This window comes from Limimaricola sp. AA108-03 (assembly GCF_050847355.1).
Taxonomy (GTDB): domain Bacteria; phylum Pseudomonadota; class Alphaproteobacteria; order Rhodobacterales; family Rhodobacteraceae; genus Limimaricola.
This window is the reverse complement of record NZ_CP193755.1, coordinates 2,563,497-2,579,478: the sequence shown is the minus strand read 5'-3', so window position 1 is coordinate 2,579,478 and position 15,982 is coordinate 2,563,497. Positions and strand designations below refer to the sequence as shown.

At 67.2% G+C, this 15,982-nt stretch carries 14 protein-coding genes; 3 read left to right on the top strand and 11 right to left on the bottom strand.

From position 1 onward, the window contains the following. Window positions 1-21: 21 nt before the first annotated feature. Window positions 22-627, bottom strand: a complete 606-nt coding sequence (locus ACRAQ3_RS12565; protein WP_085896017.1) for a response regulator transcription factor — start codon at window positions 625-627, stop codon at window positions 22-24. A 283-nt stretch (window positions 628-910) separates the two neighbouring features. Between ACRAQ3_RS12565 and ACRAQ3_RS12560 the strand changes: the two genes are divergently transcribed. The 3 genes from ACRAQ3_RS12560 to ACRAQ3_RS12550 all read left to right on the top strand — a co-directional run bounded on the left by ACRAQ3_RS12560 (window position 911) and on the right by ACRAQ3_RS12550 (window position 5,827). Then, entirely contained in the window at window positions 911-1,393 is a 483-nt protein-coding gene (locus ACRAQ3_RS12560) for a molybdopterin-dependent oxidoreductase (protein ID WP_269398300.1), read from the top strand. Window positions 1,394-2,108: 715 nt separating this feature from the next. Further along, window positions 2,109-3,077: a TAXI family TRAP transporter solute-binding subunit gene (locus ACRAQ3_RS12555; RefSeq protein ID WP_269398299.1), complete on the top strand. Its 969-nt coding sequence runs from the start codon at window positions 2,109-2,111 to the stop codon at window positions 3,075-3,077. Window positions 3,078-3,184: 107 nt separating this feature from the next. After that, window positions 3,185-5,827 (top strand): TRAP transporter permease, encoded by a 2,643-nt coding sequence (locus ACRAQ3_RS12550; RefSeq protein ID WP_432254864.1) that lies wholly within the window; start codon window positions 3,185-3,187, stop codon window positions 5,825-5,827. A 78-nt stretch (window positions 5,828-5,905) separates the two neighbouring features. Here the strand turns inward: ACRAQ3_RS12550 and ACRAQ3_RS12545 are convergent, their stop codons facing one another. From ACRAQ3_RS12545 to ACRAQ3_RS12500, 10 genes are all read right to left on the bottom strand, one after another. After that, complete coding sequence (locus tag ACRAQ3_RS12545; protein WP_432254863.1) at window positions 5,906-7,249, bottom strand: VTT domain-containing protein; 1,344 nt, start codon at window positions 7,247-7,249, stop codon at window positions 5,906-5,908. A gap of 131 nt (window positions 7,250-7,380) precedes the next feature. Next, on the bottom strand, window positions 7,381-7,791 hold the full coding sequence (locus ACRAQ3_RS12540; protein WP_432256293.1) for a c-type cytochrome: 411 nt from the start codon (window positions 7,789-7,791) through the stop codon (window positions 7,381-7,383). 25 nt (window positions 7,792-7,816) lie between these two features. Beyond that, window positions 7,817-7,945, bottom strand: coding sequence for a hypothetical protein (locus tag ACRAQ3_RS12535; RefSeq protein WP_432254862.1), 129 nt, complete (start codon window positions 7,943-7,945; stop codon window positions 7,817-7,819). A 66-nt stretch (window positions 7,946-8,011) separates the two neighbouring features. Then, complete coding sequence (locus ACRAQ3_RS12530; protein ID WP_432254861.1) at window positions 8,012-8,446, bottom strand: DUF411 domain-containing protein; 435 nt, start codon at window positions 8,444-8,446, stop codon at window positions 8,012-8,014. 181 nt (window positions 8,447-8,627) lie between these two features. Next, window positions 8,628-8,957 (bottom strand): hypothetical protein, encoded by a 330-nt coding sequence (locus ACRAQ3_RS12525; RefSeq protein WP_432254860.1) that lies wholly within the window; start codon window positions 8,955-8,957, stop codon window positions 8,628-8,630. Between the two features lie 209 nt (window positions 8,958-9,166). Beyond that, complete coding sequence (locus ACRAQ3_RS12520) at window positions 9,167-10,714, bottom strand: alanine/glycine:cation symporter family protein (RefSeq protein ID WP_269398293.1); 1,548 nt, start codon at window positions 10,712-10,714, stop codon at window positions 9,167-9,169. 11 nt (window positions 10,715-10,725) lie between these two features. Further along, window positions 10,726-11,163 carry a universal stress protein gene (locus ACRAQ3_RS12515; RefSeq protein WP_269398292.1) on the bottom strand — a complete coding sequence of 146 codons (438 nt, stop codon included), beginning with the start codon at window positions 11,161-11,163 and terminating at the stop codon, window positions 10,726-10,728. 465 nt (window positions 11,164-11,628) lie between these two features. Then, window positions 11,629-13,971, bottom strand: coding sequence for a Tex family protein (locus tag ACRAQ3_RS12510; RefSeq protein WP_432254859.1), 2,343 nt, complete (start codon window positions 13,969-13,971; stop codon window positions 11,629-11,631). Between the two features lie 177 nt (window positions 13,972-14,148). Next, window positions 14,149-14,772 (bottom strand): TetR family transcriptional regulator C-terminal domain-containing protein, encoded by a 624-nt coding sequence (locus ACRAQ3_RS12505; RefSeq protein WP_269398290.1) that lies wholly within the window; start codon window positions 14,770-14,772, stop codon window positions 14,149-14,151. A gap of 134 nt (window positions 14,773-14,906) precedes the next feature. Further along, on the bottom strand, window positions 14,907-15,947 hold the full coding sequence (locus ACRAQ3_RS12500; protein ID WP_432254858.1) for a TIGR03842 family LLM class F420-dependent oxidoreductase: 1,041 nt from the start codon (window positions 15,945-15,947) through the stop codon (window positions 14,907-14,909). Window positions 15,948-15,982: the final 35 nt, after the last annotated feature.

The window sequence follows — 15,982 nt, the reverse complement described above, 5'->3', positions numbered from 1 at the left end:
GCCCCGTTCGCCCCGAGGGGGTCAGATCAGGCTCTGGTCGCGTGCCATCATGGCGGCCTGGGTACGGTTTCGGGCACCCAGCTTGCGGCACAGCGTCTTGACGTGCAGCTTGACCGTCACCTCCTGGATGTCGCGGTCGAGCGCGATTTCCTTGTTCGACTTGCCCTGAGTCAGCCCTTCGAGCACCTGCCGCTCGCGGGGGGTGAGGAAGCCGGCGGCGGGCGCTTCCTCGGCGCCGTTCATGAAATCGACCGGGGCGTAGGTTTCGCCCATCACCATGAACTTCACGGCGTTCACCAGCGAGCGCGCCGCCATGGTCTTGGGCAGGAAGCCGGCGGCACCGGCCGCCAGCGCGGCCTCGGCGACCCGGCGGTCGGCGCTGCCCGAGATCAGCGCGACCGGGTTGCCGCCATTGGCGGCGAGCGCGCTGCGCAGCCCTTCGAGTCCCTGCATCCCCGGCATCATGTAGTCGAGCATCACCAGTTCGAACGGCCCCTTGCGCCGCATCTCGGCCATCGCCTCGCCATGGCTGGCGGCCTGAACGACCCGCATCCCGCCATCGCGCTCGAGAAACGCCGCCAGCATTTCCCGCACGAGGTCGTGGTCATCGGCGATCAGGATATGCATGAGGTCCTCCGGTTGCAGCTGCGGTCGCGCCTGCTCAATTTATGCAGCAAGAACCTTGCCAAATCCCGGCCATTTCGTGGCGATTGGCCCTTTCGTGCCATGTGACGGTGCGTTCAAGGCGGTTCAAATCGTGAACTCCTTTTGGCCCGGTATCGATGTTTCGAATTCGAGGCATTTCGGGAAACTTCCTATCCGTTCGAATAGGGAAATGACCGGATGCCTCGTAGCGCCTGGCTGGACTTTCCCGCAATGTCGCGGTGTCGCAACCGGAGGGTGATTCGACATGCTCAAGGCTCTGACAACTGCCCTGACCATTTCCTGTCTGACCGGCCTGCCAGCTGCCGCGCAGCCCGGCTCCATGGCGCTGAGCGTGACGGGACCCGACCGATCGGTGACGATGCTCGATCTCGCGGCGCTCGACGCCATGCCACAGGAATCCTTTGTCACCGGCACGATCTGGACCGATGGCGATGCGCGGTTCTCGGGCGTGCCGCTGGCGGCGCTGCTCGACCGGTTGGGTGTCGCGGCCGAGGCCGGAACGATCGAGCTGGTGGCGCTCAACGATTACCGGGTCGAGATCCCGATCGAAGAGATCGACGACAGCGCACCGATCGTCGCCACCCGGATCGACGGGGAGACCGTTCCGGTCCGCGAAATGGGGCCCTATTGGGTGGTCTATCCCTACGATCTGGATCCCCGCTACCGCACCGAGGCGACCTTCGCGCGCAGCATATGGCAGCTGGCGCAGGTGAACCTCGTTCCCTGATCGGCCTAGTTTGCCTCCTTCTGCAAGGTTGCGCCAAGGGCAACACGACGGCATCCTCCTGCGTATCCGGCTGTGGAGGTTCCTCGTGGCATGTCCTTTGCCCGCTTTGCCCAATGTCAGCTCCGGCGCGGCCGGCGCGGCACAGGGAAGGAGCCGGTCCAACCCCCGGGGACATTCGCAAAACGAAGATCACGGCAGGACCACCGCCTGTGATCATCTTCGGCGAGGTCGCACGAATGAAACCGGAGCGGTGATCCTGTACATCGCTCACCGGTGCGGCGCCTGTGGCGAATGGGGCTCCCATCTCAGCCGATCCTTCAAGCTGGGGCCCGCCGTTGCAGCCACCACCTCGCTCGAGAGTCAGCTCGAGACCATTGCGTCGATGAGCGGGGCCGCCGCATGTGAGGGGGGCATACTTCCCGACTGCACGCGCCCCAGCCTTGACCAACGGGCCGGGATCGAGGCCTTGCCGGTCCGTGAGACCATGCCCGACCCGGTCGTCCCGAACGGCGCCAGCACTACTCTCGCTTGCACCCCCAAGCTGCAAGCGATCGCTGGGGTGAAAGCCAAGTTACAGGCGGAACCGGATCAAGCGCCCGTGCCGTAACCCGTTGACACCGGCGGAGTGTTGACTTTCACGGGGGGGACATCACGCTTAGGCGAGCCAATCGCCAAGGCGACCAACGACAAGCAAGAACTCTAAGGGAGAGACATCATGAAGACCTATCTCGTCGGAGCCGCGACCGCGCTGACCCTCGCCGCTGGCGGCGCCGCCGCGCAGGACGGCCAGCAATTCATCTCGATCGGCACCGGTGGCGTCACCGGCGTCTACTACCCGACCGGCGGCGCGATCTGCCGCCTGGTGAACCGCGGCCGCGCCGATCACGGCATCCGCTGCGGCGTCGAATCGACCGGTGGTTCGGTCTACAACATCAACGCCGTCCGCTCGGGCGAGCTCGAGTTCGGCGTGGCCCAGTCCGACTGGCAGTTCCACGCGATCGAGGGCACCTCGCAGTTCGAGGAGCAGGGCCCGTTCGAGGATCTGCGCGCGGTGTTCTCGGTCCACCCCGAGCCCTTCACCGTCGTGGCCCGCGCCGATGCCGGGATCGAGACCTTCGAGGATCTCAAGGGCAAGCGCGTCAATGTCGGCAACCCCGGCTCCGGCCAGCGCGGCACCATGGAGGTGCTTATGGAAGCCATGGGCTGGACCATGGACGACTTCCAGCTCACCTCCGAACTGCAGGCCGCCGAGCAGTCCCAGGCGCTGTGCGACAACAACATCGACGCGATGGTCTACACCGTGGGTCACCCCTCGGGCTCGATCCAGGAGGCGACCACCGCCTGCGACGCGGTGCTGGTCGACGTCTCGGGCGAGGCGGTGGACAAGCTCGTCGAGGAAAACCCCTATTACCGCACCGCCACCATTCCGGGCGGCATGTATCGCGGCAATGACGAGCCGACCGAGACCTTCGGCGTCGGCGCGACCTTCGTGACCTCGGCCACCGTGCCCGAAGAGGTGGTCTACGAGACCGTGAAGGCCGTGTTCGAGAACTTCGACCAGTTCAAGGGCCTGCACCCGGCCTTTGCCGAGCTGACCAAGGAAGAGATGGTCGCCGACGGCCTCTCCGCGCCGCTGCATGCGGGCGCCGAGAAGTACTACCGCGAAGCCGGGCTGATCGAGTGATCGCCCAGCCGCGCTGAACGACCGGCCGGGGCGCGCGTGATGCGCCCCGGCCATTCCTGTCCCGAGGGATGGGCCTGACACCGACACAGCATGAGGGAGCGCGTCCGATGGCCGAGCAGCGCGAGGACCGGGACGACCGGCAATATTCGGACGACGACCTGCAGGATCTCGTCACCAGTTCGGATTCCGGCGCCCGCGCGCCCGTGAACCGCGCCACCGCGATGCTGATCGCGGGCACCGCCATGGCCTGGTCTCTGTTCCAGCTCTGGATCGCGCAGCCGCAGCTGTGGTTCGGCGCCTACCTGCCGGTGCTGAACTCCTCGCAGACCCGACCCATTCACCTCACCTTCGCGATCTTCCTCGCTTTCCTCGCCTATCCGGCCTTCAAGTCGAGCCCGCGCCACAAGGTGCCGCTGGCGGATTGGGCCCTGGCGCTGATCGGGGCCTTCTGCGCCTTCTACGTGTTCTGGTTCTCCGACACGCTGGCGATGACGGCGCGCTCCGGCCTGCCGACGCAGACGCAGGTGATCATCGGCTCGGTCGGCATACTGGTGCTGCTCGAGGCGTCGCGCCGGGCGCTGGGCCCCGCGCTCACCATCGTCGGCGGGCTGTTCCTGGCCTATGCCTATTTCGGCACCGGCTGGCTGATCCCCGATCTGGTCGAGCATGAGGGTCTCTCCTTCACCTCGTTGATCAACGCGCAGTGGCTCGACACGGCGGGCGTCTTCGGCATCCCGCTCGGCGTCTCCACCGCGTTCGTGTTCCTGTTCGTGCTGTTCGGCTCGCTTCTCGACAAGGCGGGCGCCGGCAACTACTTCATCCAGCTCGCCTTCGCGGGGCTGGGGCATCTGCGCGGCGGTCCCGCGAAGGCGGCGGTCGTCGGCTCCGCGATGACCGGCCTGATTTCGGGCTCGTCGATCGCCAACGTGGTGACCACCGGCACCTTCACGATCCCGCTGATGAAGCGCGTGGGCTTCTCGCGGGAACAGGCGGGCGCGGTCGAGGTGGCCTCCTCGGTCAATGGCCAGATCATGCCCCCGGTGATGGGCGCCGCCGCCTTCCTGATGGTCGAGTTCATCGGCATCTCCTATCTCGAGGTGATCAAGCACGCCTTCATCCCGGCGGTGATCTCCTACATCGCGCTGGTCTACATCGTGCATCTCGAAGCGCTGAAGCGCGGTATGCCGGCGCTGGGCGAGAGCAAGAGCTTCGCCGGCATGATCGTGAAGTTCGCGATCGGCTTCGTGGTCGCGGGCATCGGCTTCACGGCGCTGATCTACGGTGTCGACGCGCTGGAATCCGCGCTGCCCTCGCTCACCGCGCCGATCATGATGCTGGTGCTGGCGGCGGTCTATCTCGGCCTCGTCTGGGTCGCGGCCAAGCGGCCCGACCTGCATATCGACGATCCCTCCGACGAGGAGATCAAGCTGCCCACCGTGGCCGAGGTCTATGCCACCGGCCTGCATTACGTGCTGCCGATCCTGGTGCTGGTGTGGTTCCTGATGGTCGAGCGGCAGAGCCCGGCGAAATCGGCCTTCTACGCCACCTGCCTGATGCTGCTGATCATCGTCACCCAGCGCCCGCTCAAGGCGCTGTTCCGGGGCAGGGGCGGCGAGATCGCCCATGAATTCGGCGCCGGGTTCCACGACCTGCGCGACGGCTTGGTCGCGGGCGCGCGCAACATGATCGGCATCGGCGTCGCCACGGCGGCCGCCGGCATCATCGTCGCCACCGTCACCAAGACCCCGATCGGCACCGAACTCGCCGGTCTCGTCGAGCAGCTCTCGGGCGGCATCCTGATCCTGATGCTGATCTTCGTGGGTCTGTTCTCGCTGATCCTCGGTATGGGGCTGCCGACCACGGCGAACTACATCGTGGTGTCGTCGCTGATGGCCTCGGTGGTGGTGAATCTGGGCGCGCAGGAGGGGCTGATCGTGCCGCTGATCGCGGCGCATCTCTTCGTCTTCTACTTCGGCATCATGGCCGATGTGACGCCGCCCGTGGGTCTCGCGAGCTTCGCGGCCGCCGCCGTTTCGGGGGGCGATCCGATCAAGACCGGCTTCACGGCGTTCTTCTACAGCCTGCGCACCGTCGCGCTGCCGTTCCTGTTCATCTACAACCCGGCGCTGATCCTCTACGGCATCGACCTCGGCACGTGGTTCGGGATCGGTCAGGCGGCGTTCATCTTCGTGGTCGCGACCATCGCGATGCTGCTCTTCGCCGCCGCCACCCAGGGGTACTTCCTGGCACCGTCGAAGATCCACGAATCCGCGGCGCTGCTGGTCGTGGCCTTCACCCTCTTCGTGCCGGGCTTCTGGCTGAACCAGATGCAGAGCCCGTTCCAGACCTTCGCCCCGGCCGAGTTCGAAACCGCCGTGGCCGAGGCCAACCCGGGCGACCGGCTGCGGCTCAGAATCGAGGGGCCCGATTTCAACTCGGGCGCGCTGACCTCGACCACGCTGGTGATGGATATCGAGGGCGAGGGCGGTGCCGCCGAGCGGATCGACGCGTCCGGGCTGCTGCTGTTCCCGGAGGGCGAGGTCGTGCGGCTCGACGAGCCGATGTTCGGCACCCCGGCCGCCGAGAAGCTCGCCGATTTCGACTTCTATTCGGACAGGCCGGTGCAGATCGCACAGGTGCAGGCGCCGCGCGAACGGATCACCAAATACGTGTTCTACATCCCGGCGCTGTTGCTGCTGGCGGGCGTGGTGCTGCTGCAGCGCCGCCGCCAGACCGTTCCCGCCTTCTGATCCGTTCGGGCCCCGCGCGCCGGGGCCCGACTATCACCTACGCCACACCGTGCAGGGACGGGGCAGCCGGCGCGGCCCTCACCCCTCGGTCGGAAGGGCCATGCCCAAAGGACTGGGGGCGGTTTCCGCACAGATCTGCGTCAGAGTGGGCGCGCCCGGCGTGCGCAGCACCGCGATGCGGCCATCGGTCTCGAACTGGCTCTCTTCCTCGGGCCGGGTCGACGGGCCGAGCAGCTGCCAGCTTGCCCCCGGGACGGCGCGGGTGATCGCCTCGGCCTGGCTGTTGCGGGCGCTGTCGGTGAAGGGAAACAGGTCGTAGGCCAGCACCGGCAGCGGAATTCGGCCGGCGAGGCGCAGCGTCACCGCGTCGATCCGCCCCACCGACCCGAGATAGAGCGGCGGCACCCCGGAGGGCACGGCCACCGGCCAGAGCCGCAGCTGGGTGCGGGGCACCGCGCCGCGTCGTTCCTGCCAGGCGAGGTCGGTGGCGACGCCCTCGATCAGCAGCGACGAGGCCGGGGGCAGCCCCCGATAGGTGAGGCGCAGGATCTCGGCCGGATCGAGATCATCACCCGCATAGGTGCGGTTGCGCAGCCAGCCCAGCCCGCCAAGCAAGGCATCGGGGGCATAGTAACCGACGAGGGCGAGGTTGACCGGCTGCGCCGCGTGCAGCGGCGTCTCGCCGGTCCGGGCGATCAGCGTCTCGTCGAGCGCGCGGCAGGCCAGTTCCAGCGGCAGAGGCGCGATGCGGCCCGCCGCCTCGGCCCGGCCGGTCAGGGTGCCGAGGTTGATCGCCACGAACATGGCCAGCGCCAGAAGCGCAGCATGGGCGATGCGCAGCGGCAGCGCGTGGCGCGCCCGGCGCAGGATCAGTGCCCAGCCCACCAGCAGCATCAGCGCCAGCCCGATCAGTAGCCAGTAGGGCCCGAGCAGCACCAGAAGCGGCTCCTTGGGCTGCAATCCCAGCGCCGCAAGGCCGGTGGCCGAGGCATAGCCGATCGCCGCGTATTGCAGCACCGCCAGCACCGCGCCCAGCGCCGAAACCACGAGATAGGTGCGCGGTCGCATGCCCCAGGCCCCCGCCAGCACCTGGCAGAGCGTGGCGATCGGCCAGATCAGCTGCGCCAGCACCACGAAGGGCGGGCCTCGGCGCTCGAACAGGGCGCGGGCGCGGGCCATGGCGGCGGGGGCGGCGTTCATTCGCGCCAGCACCCGCGCCCCGGCCGTGCGCCCGAGCCAGAACGAGCCCTGCGCGCCGATCCACGCCCCCAGCATGCAGGCCAGTAGCGAGGTCCAGCCGCCCTGCGGAAGCTGGGTGCCGAGATAGACATAGACCGGTTCGGTCGGCACGAAGACGCTGATCACCGGCAGCTGGTTCACGATCGTCGCCAGCAGCAGCGCCGGCACGCCCCATGACAACATGCAAGGGCCCCTCTGGTGTCCCGCGGCGCCCAGGCGCCACGGAACGCATCCCTACAGCTTCGGCGGGCCGGGCGCACCCCCGATCGCGGTCCGGGCGCGTCGCGCGGCCGGACCCGTGGCGCGTGCGCGTCTCAGCCGCCCTCCGCCTCGGTGACGCGGGATTGAAAGCTGCGCTCGCGGTCGGGCCATGTGGACTTGATGTAGTCGAGGATCGCGTCGATCTCGGCATCGGTCAGAATGCCTTCGAAGCCCGGCATGTCGCTTTCGTAGCCTTGTCCCACCACGGCGGCGGAGCCGCGCCGCACGATCTCGCGCAGCACCCGGTCCGGGTGATGCCAGGTATGACCGCTCGCGTCATGCGGCGGCGCGGGCAGGCGCCCCGAGGGGCCGGGGCGGCGCCAATCGGGCTGCCCCTCGAGTGCCGCGCCGTGACAGGACGCGCAATTGTCGAGATAAAGCGCTCGGCCATCGACCTCCGGGACCGATGGCCAAAGCAACAGGCCCCCCGCCGCCAATGCCACGGCTCCGGCCCCGGCGGCCATGGCGATGCGCGCCTTGCCCTTCACCCTAGTTTTCCGGGCTGCGGAGGTACTTGACCAAGGCGGCCGCCGCGAGCAGCAGCACCGCGACTGCCAGCAGGCAGACCGCGCCCATGGCGAGCATCATGCCGCCGCCCATGCCGTTCATCATCATCATGTCGGTATCCATCCCATCGATTCGATCTGCGGTCGGGACCGGCGCGCCGGTCCCGCCAAGGCTGGCTCACTCGGCCGGGTAGGGGTGCGACACGCCCTCGGCGTCGATCAGCATCACGTCGAGCTGCGCCTCCGGATCGCCGCCCATGCCCGGCGCGCCCATCGGCATGCCGGGGAGGGTGATGCCGATGGCGCCTTCGGGCTTTTCCTCGAGGAAGCGCTTGATCAGGTCGGCGGGGACATGGCCGCTGATCGCGTAGCCGTCGACCATCGCCGTATGGCAGCCCTGCTGTCCGAGCGGCACGCCGGCTTCCTTGTTGACGGTGGCGAGATCGTAGGTCTCGCGGATCTCCACCTCGAAGCCGTTCTCGCGCAGATACTCGGCATGCGCCGTGCAGCAGCCGCAATTCGGATCCTTGTGAAGCGTCATGGACTGGGCGAGCACCGGCAGCGCGGCAAAGCCGAACACGGTGGCGGTCGCGAGGGTTCTGATGGTTTTCATGGTGATATCCTGTCGGTCGTGAATGCCGCCATCGGCGGCCTGAAAGGGCTCCCGGTCCCGGCCATCATCCGGCCCCGTGCTTTGCGCGTGAAGGGGCAGAAGGGGCGAAGATGGCCGTTCCGGTTTGGCGAGAACCACGCTGTGCGTGGCATGGCTTCGCGTCGCGAAACCGTGCGATCTATCAGGCCGGATGTTTCGGAGGAGCGGGAATCGGGACAGGATGGCCGCCGGTTGGCGTCTCCACCGCAAAGCAGCGTGGCAACTCGCTGCAGGCCGAACCGGGGCCGGACGGGTCGATGGCCGGGGCCAGCACGCCCGGGGCCGTGGCGCAAAGCCCGGTGACCGCGCAATCCATGACGGCGCGGCTGTCGCCGGGAGCGCAGTCGGGGCAGTGCGGGAAGGTTTCGGCCATCGCCATCTCGTGACCGCTCACGGGACCCGCGGGCGCAGCCGTCGACAGCTGGACCAGGGAACCGATCAAAAGCAGGCAGAGGGCGACGAGGCGGATCATGGGACGATATGTGCGATCTTCGTCCGGCTTCGCAAGGGGAACGCGGTCACGTGGCGGTGGGGCGCGCGCCGAAACGGAGGTGACGATAGGGTATTGCGCGAGAAAATGCCGAGTTTTCGCGCCTTTCGTGTTCGTCGCACCGCCTTCGCGACGATCCCCGCCGACCGTCCGGGCCGGTCGGCGGGGTGGTTTCCGAGCATCCTCGCGCTTCAGGTCCTGTAGGCGACGATCTCACCCGAGCGCAGCCGCCTGCCATAAGAACGTAGCTCTTGGCGAACCACCTTCATCAGGAAGTAGAGGCCGAGGATGTTGACCACGGCCATGGCGAAGATCGCGGCATCGGAGAAGTCGATCACCGGCCCGAGATTGGCCGCCGCGCCGATCACCACGAAGGCGCAGAAGATCAGCTTGAAGATCAACTCCTTGGTCTTGCCCTCGCCGAACAGGTAGGTCCAGGCCTTCAGCCCGTAATAGGACCAGCTGATCATCGTCGAGAAGGCGAAGAGCACCACCGCCACGGCCAGCACGTATGGGAACCAGCTGATCCCGGTCGCGAAGGCGGCCGAGGTCAGCGCCACGCCGGTGTTGCCGTCGATCGTGGCGATCGCGGCACCGGCCTCGTCGAGCACGAAGCGGCCGGTCTGCGGGTCGGTGATGAGCTGCCCCGAGATGGTGATCACGAGCGCGGTCATCGTGCAGATCACCACCGTGTCGATCAGCGGCTCCAGAAGCGAGACGAAGCCCTCGGTGATCGGCTCCTTGGTGCGCACCGCCGAGTGGGCGATCGCGGCGGAGCCCACGCCTGCCTCGTTCGAGAAGGCTGCCCGCTTGAAGCCTTGGATCAGCGCCCCGACCAGACCGCCCGCCACGCCGAGCCCGCTGAAGGCGCCTTCGAAGATCTGGCCGAAGGCCCAGCCGATCTTGTCGTATTCGACGATCAGGATGATCAGGGCCGCGCCGACATAGAGGATGCCCATGAAGGGCACGATCTTCTCGGTGACCCGCGCGATCGACTTGATGCCGCCGACGATCACCAGAAACACCACGAAGGCGAAGACCAGACCGGTGATCCAGCCGGGGTAGTCGCCGAGAATGCCCGAGATCTGGGCATGCGCCTGGTTGGCCTGGAACATGTTGCCGCCGCCCAGCGAGCCGAGGATGCAGAACACCGAGAACAGCACCGCCAGCACACCGCCGCCCGGCAGGCCCAGCTCGCGAAAGCCCTTCGACAGGTAGTACATCGGGCCGCCGGAAACGGTGCCGTCCTCGTACTCGTTGCGGTATTTCACGCCCAAGGTGCATTCGGTGAACTTGGACGCCATCCCGAGGAGCCCCGCGAGGATCATCCAGAAGGTCGCGCCCGGCCCGCCGATGCCGACCGCCACCGCGACGCCCGCGATGTTGCCAAGCCCCACCGTGCCCGAAAGCGCCGTGGCCAGCGCCTGGAAGTGGCTGACCTCGCCCGCATCGTCAGGGTCGGAGTAGTCGCCCTTCACCAGCCGGATCGAATGGCCGAAATAGCGGAACTGCACGAAGCCGAAATAGAGGGTGAACACGGTGGCCGCGATCACCAGCCACATCACGATCCAGGGGAAATCGGTGCCGTAGAGCGGCGCGAAGATGAAGCTGACGAAGGGTCCTGTGATCTCGGCGAAGATCTGGTTGACGCGCTCGTCGAGCGTCATGGCCTCCTGCGCCCGCGCGGCGCCTGCGGTCAGAAGTGTCGCGGCGAACGCCGCCATCGCGGTTGCGGTCATCCGCGGCCCCCTCATTGCACCACCGTGACCGGCAGATCGGCCCCCTTCACGAGGTTGAAGGTCGAGGAGCCGAAGATGCGGCTGGAAAAGCCGCCCTCGGAGGAGCGCGCCACGATGATCTGCGCCGCCTTCTGCTGCTTGGCGATGGCGTTGAGCGTGTCGGCCACGTCGCCATGGCGCACGACACCGGTGGCCTTGATCCCCAGCTTTTCGAGTTTATTCACCGCCGGGTCGATCACCCGGCTCATCACCGTGCTGATCTCCTCCTCGCGGCGCCTGTGGCGCTGCGCGTTCTCCTCGGCGGAGTGGAACGAGAATGGCGACCATTCGATCACATAGGCGACCACGAGATCGCAATCGCCGATGAGCCGGGCCTGGGTGACGGCAAAGTCGAGGGCGCGTTCCCCCGAGGCATGGCCGTCCAGACCGACTACGAGCCGTGTCGTCATTGGGGCATCTCCTGTCTTGGCGGCGGTCGGCGCCCTGGCGCCTTTCGCTTTGCATCGATCACACGGGGGAAACGCCCGCGTGATCAGCATAGTATCGCGGGGATCGAGTGTCGCCCACTCGTTTGCGCGTGCCCCGAGGCAGCGCCGCCGATCCCTCCGGTTCGGATGCAGAGGCATGGGTGGCGGCGTGGCCGCATGATCTCCGCCTCTAATCCTTTGATCGAAGTCACCCGGTCGACAGCAGTCGGTCCGGTAAAGCGGCATGCCCTTCATGCGGGCCGGGAAGTCGCCGCAAGACGGCTCGTCGGAGCTCCCCCCCGGTGTGTTTCTCACCCCGTTGCCGCAGATGACTCCTATGCACGTGCCTGCCGTCGACACCATCGGACTGCGGCGGTCATTCGGACCCGAGGGGATGGCGACGGCCCCTGTGCCGCCGCCCCTTGCCACCTCGGGCGGGGCTCGTTCTCAGCGCTTCTTCATCGCCTCGAGCAGGGCCGAGCCGAAGGCGCCGGGTTGATCCCCACTCTTGGAAGCGCCGCGCCCGTGACCACCTTTATGAGACGGCTTTCCGGCGTTTCGCGGGGCATCCCGGCGCGGCGCCTGCCGGTCGCCCCGGGCGTTGCGCTCCTCCTTGGCCGAGGCGCCGCCATCCTTGCGCATCGTCAGGCCGATGCGCTTGCGCGCCACGTCCACCTCGGTCACGCGCACCTGCACGACGTCGCCCGCCTTCACCACCTCATGCGGGTCCTTCACGAAGCGGTCCGCGAGTTGGCTCACATGGACCAAGCCGTCCTGATGCACGCCGATATCCACGAAGGCGCCGAAGGCCGCGACATTGGTCACCGTGCCCTCGAGGCGCATGCCCTCGCGCAGGTCGGTGATCTGCTCCACGCCCTCGGCGAATGTCGCCGTCTCGAAGCTGGGGCGCGGGTCGCGGCCGGGCTTTTCCAGCTCGGCGAGGATGTCGCGCACGGTCGGAAGACCGAAATGCTCGTCGACATATGCCTCCGCCCGCAGGTTCTTCAGCGCCTCGGGGTTGGATTGGAGCGCGCGCAGGTCGCGGCCGCAATCCGCCAGGATCCGGCGCGCCACGCCATAGGCCTCGGGGTGAACCGCCGAGGCATCGAGCGGCTCGCGGCCGTCGCGGATGCGCAGGAAACCGGCGCATTGCTCGAAGGCACGGGGGCCGAGGCGGCTGACCTTCAGAAGGTCCTTGCGGGTGGTGAAGGCCCCGGCCTCGTCGCGATGGGCGACGATCGATTCCGCCAGCCCCGGTGTCAGGCCCGAGACATGCGCGAGCAGCGGTGCCGAGGCGGTGTTGAGATCGACGCCGACCGCGTTCACCGCGTCCTCGACCACTGCTTCGAGCGATTTCGACAGGCGGCGCTGGTCAACGTCGTGCTGGTACTGGCCGACGCCGATGCTCTTGGGCTCGATCTTCACCAGCTCGGCGAGCGGATCCTGAAGCCGCCGGGCGATCGAGACCGCCCCGCGCAGCGACACGTCGAGGCCGGGGAACTCCTTCGATGCCAGCTCGGAGGCGGAATAGACCGAGGCGCCCGCCTCGCTGACGATCACCTTCGTCGGCTTCTTCACGTCCCCGGGCAGCAGGGCGAGCGTGTCCGCGACAAGCTTTTCGGTCTCGCGCGAGGCGGTGCCGTTGCCGATGGCGATGAGCTCGATCCCATGCGCCTTGATCAGGCCGATGATGCGGGCCTGGGCGCCCTGCACGTCCCTCTTGGGCTGGAAGGGGTAAAGGGTGTCGGTGGCCAGCAGCTTGCCGGTGGCGTCGATCACGGCGGCCTTCACGCCGGTGCGGATGCCCGGGTCGAGCCCGAGCGTCGGCCGCGCGCCCGCCGGGGCCGCCAGCAGCAGGTCCTTGAGGTTGCGCGCGAAGACGGAGATGGCCTCTTCATGCGCCCGGGCGCGCAGCTCGGCCACCAATTCGGTCATCATGGTCGTCGAAAGTTTCACCCGCCAGGCCCAACTCGCGACATCGCGCAGCCAGCGGTCGCCGGGACCGTTGCCCGAAGGGTTCAGGCGCGCGGCGATCATGGCCTCGCAGCGCGGCTCGCCGATCTCCTTGTCGGGGCCGATGTCGAAGCGGATGACGCCTTCTTTCATGGCGCGCAGCAGCGCCAGTGCACGGTGCGAGGGTATGGTCGACCATTTCTCGGAGTGGTTGAAGTAATCCGAAAACTTGGCTCCGGCCTCTTCCTGGCCGGAGACCACCTTGGCGGTCACGATGGCTTCTTTCCGGAGATAATTCCGAAGGTCGCCCAGCAACTCGGCGGTCTCCGACAGCTCCTCGGTGAGGATGTCGCGGGCGCCGTTCAGCGCCTCCTTCACATCCGGCACCGCCTCGCTCAGATAGGCTTTCGCGAGCGTTTCCGGATCGCGGGTCCGGTCCGACATGATCGCGTCGCGCAGGGGTTCGAGCCCGTTTTCGCGCGCGATCATCGCCTTGGTGCGGCGCTTGGGCTTGAAGGGCAGGTAGATGTCCTCGAGCTGGGTCTTGGTCTCGGCGGCGCCAATCGCGCGGGCCAGCGCATCGGTGAGCTTGTCCTGCTCGCGGATCGACTTGAGGATCGCGTCGCGCCGGTCGTCGAGTTCGCGCAGATAGCCGAGCCGCTCGGCCAGCAGGCGCAGCTGCGCGTCGTCGAGCCCGCCCGTGGCCTCCTTGCGGTAGCGCGCGATGAAGGGGACGGTCGCCCCCTCGTCGAGCAGCTTGATCGCGGCCGCGACCTGGGTCGCATTCGCCCCGATGTCCTGGCCGATGGTCCGGTTGATACGGGTGGCGCGATCCATGTCAGTCCTTTCTTCCCCTGCGAGGTCCCTCATACGCCCGCGGGCCGAGCGGCAAAAGGGTGACTGCGGCGACCGGCCCGACGAAGTCGGAGCTTGGGCGACGACGCGCCGGAAACGCCGAAGCCGGCCGGCGTCCTGTTCGATTTCCCGGCCGAGGGACGGGACCGATCGGCCGGATTAAACGGTGAGCAGCTTCCGGTACATCTCGATCAGGAACGCCTCGGCATCCGCGAAGCGGTCCTTGGCCTTTTCTGGTGCGATCTCCTCGATCTGGACGTCGAAATCGGCGTAGTGCTGGGTCGTGGCCCAGATCGAGTAGAGCAGGTGATGCGGATCGACGGGCGCGATGCGGCCCGCCTGGATCCAGTCTTCCAGCACCGCGATCTTGGCGTTGTAGAGCTCCTTCAGCGGACCGAAGATCTCGCTCTTGGACTGCGGCAGCCCGCTCAGGATTTCGTTGGCGAAGAACTTGCTTTCCTTGGGAAAGTTCTTGGAGATGTCGAGCTTGCGCCGGATGTACTGGCAGATCTCCTCGACCGGCTCGCCATGCGGGCTGAGCATGTTCAGGGGCGCCATCCACAGCTGCAGGGTGCGGGCCAGAAGCTCGCGACGGATCGCGTCCTTGCTTTCGAAGTAGTAGAGCAGGTTCGGCGTGGTCAGCCCGGCGGTCTTGGCGATCAGGTTGATCGAGGCGCCCGAGGAGCCGTGCTGCGCGAAGACCTCGAGCGCGGCGCCGAGGATCTGTTCGGTGTTCTTGCGCTGGATCCGGGTCTTGGGCTTCGTGCCTGCCATGCGTGCCATGAGCCGTCCAGCCCCTCGTATAGGTCGATCCGCCCGCCCTATCGCACAACTGGAATGGCGAGGCCAGCGGGGGCGGACCGTACCGGCGGGCAGGGTGGGCTGCCCGCCGGTGGGCGTCTCCGCGCGGGGGCGCCTTAGGAGACGGCCTTCAACTTGGTGACGTTGCCCGCCTTCTCGCGGAAGGCCGGGATCACCGTGTCGCCGTAATCGGCGATGATCTTCTCCTCGTCGCCGCTGTCGAGATAGATGTTGAACTGCGTGGTGCCCGCTTCCTCGAGCTCGCGGATCTTGGCGATGTGCTCCTCCGGGGTGCCGAGCACGCAGAAGCTCTTGATGATATCCTCGGTGATGAAGTCGAGATACGGGTTATCGCTCTGACCGTGCTTGGAGTAGTCGTAGCCCTTGCGGTTCTCGATGTAGGAGGTGAGCGAGGAGGGCACCTGGTCGCTGTCAGCGCCATATTTCTCGACGATGTCGGCGACGTGGTTGCCGACCATGGCGGGGAACCACTTCACCTTCTCGATCGCCTCGTCGATCGGCCCGGTATGGGCCGGCGCGGCGGCCATCACCTTGTAGTTCGACATGTCGAGCCCGGCTTCGGTGCCGGCATTCTTCGCCTGGTCCGCGAGCCACTTGACGATCTTCGGCTCGGCGATCTGCAGCACCACGCCGTCGCCGACGCGGCCGGCCGAAGCCAGCGCCTTGGGACCATAGGCGCCGATCCAGACAGGAAGTTCGTAGCCGTCGGCCCAGGGGAACTTTACCGGCTCGGGACATTCGCCGTACTGCACCTCTTCGCCGCGAATGAGCGCCTTCACCACATGGGTGAACTCCTCGAGGCGCTTGAGGGTCGAGGGCTTCTTGCCCATGACGCGCACCGCGCTGTCGCCACGCCCGAGGCCGATGTCGAAGCGGCCGCCGGACTGCTTGGCCAGCGAGCCGAACAGCGACGCCGCGACCGACCACTCGCGCGAGTTCGGGTTGGTCACGAGCGGGCCGAAGCGCATCTTGGTGGTGTGCTCCATGCACATCGCCATGGCGACGAAGCTCTCGCGCCACAGGATGTGGCTGTCGTAGAACCAGCAATAGTCGAAGCCTGCGTTCTCGGCCTGGCGGACCAGGGCGCGGGCGCGTTCGGGCTCGACGAAGCCCTTGAAGCAGATGCCGAATTCCATGTGATTTTTCCTCCCTAGAAAATCGATGGTCTTGT

Excerpts from the sequence above, each read along its gene's own strand:
- ACRAQ3_RS12510 (WP_432254859.1), bottom strand. The coding sequence starts at position 13,971 with ATGGATCGCGCCACCCGTATCAACCGGACCATCGGCCAGGACATCGGG.
- ACRAQ3_RS12540 (WP_432256293.1), bottom strand. The coding sequence starts at position 7,791 with ATGGCCGCCGGGGCCGGAGCCGTGGCATTGGCGGCGGGGGGCCTGTTG.
- ACRAQ3_RS12535 (WP_432254862.1), bottom strand. The coding sequence starts at position 7,945 with ATGATGATGATGAACGGCATGGGCGGCGGCATGATGCTCGCCATGGGC.
- ACRAQ3_RS12505 (WP_269398290.1), bottom strand. The coding sequence starts at position 14,772 with ATGGCACGCATGGCAGGCACGAAGCCCAAGACCCGGATCCAGCGCAAG.
- ACRAQ3_RS12500 (WP_432254858.1), bottom strand. The coding sequence starts at position 15,947 with ATGGAATTCGGCATCTGCTTCAAGGGCTTCGTCGAGCCCGAACGCGCC.
- ACRAQ3_RS12520 (WP_269398293.1), bottom strand. The coding sequence starts at position 10,714 with ATGACCGCAACCGCGATGGCGGCGTTCGCCGCGACACTTCTGACCGCA.
- ACRAQ3_RS12560 (WP_269398300.1), top strand. The coding sequence starts at position 911 with ATGCTCAAGGCTCTGACAACTGCCCTGACCATTTCCTGTCTGACCGGC.
- ACRAQ3_RS12555 (WP_269398299.1), top strand. The coding sequence starts at position 2,109 with ATGAAGACCTATCTCGTCGGAGCCGCGACCGCGCTGACCCTCGCCGCT.
- ACRAQ3_RS12550 (WP_432254864.1), top strand. The coding sequence starts at position 3,185 with ATGGCCGAGCAGCGCGAGGACCGGGACGACCGGCAATATTCGGACGAC.
- ACRAQ3_RS12515 (WP_269398292.1), bottom strand. The coding sequence starts at position 11,163 with ATGACGACACGGCTCGTAGTCGGTCTGGACGGCCATGCCTCGGGGGAA.
- ACRAQ3_RS12565 (WP_085896017.1), bottom strand. The coding sequence starts at position 627 with ATGCATATCCTGATCGCCGATGACCACGACCTCGTGCGGGAAATGCTG.
- ACRAQ3_RS12525 (WP_432254860.1), bottom strand. The coding sequence starts at position 8,957 with ATGATCCGCCTCGTCGCCCTCTGCCTGCTTTTGATCGGTTCCCTGGTC.
- ACRAQ3_RS12545 (WP_432254863.1), bottom strand. The coding sequence starts at position 7,249 with ATGTTGTCATGGGGCGTGCCGGCGCTGCTGCTGGCGACGATCGTGAAC.
- ACRAQ3_RS12530 (WP_432254861.1), bottom strand. The coding sequence starts at position 8,446 with ATGAAAACCATCAGAACCCTCGCGACCGCCACCGTGTTCGGCTTTGCC.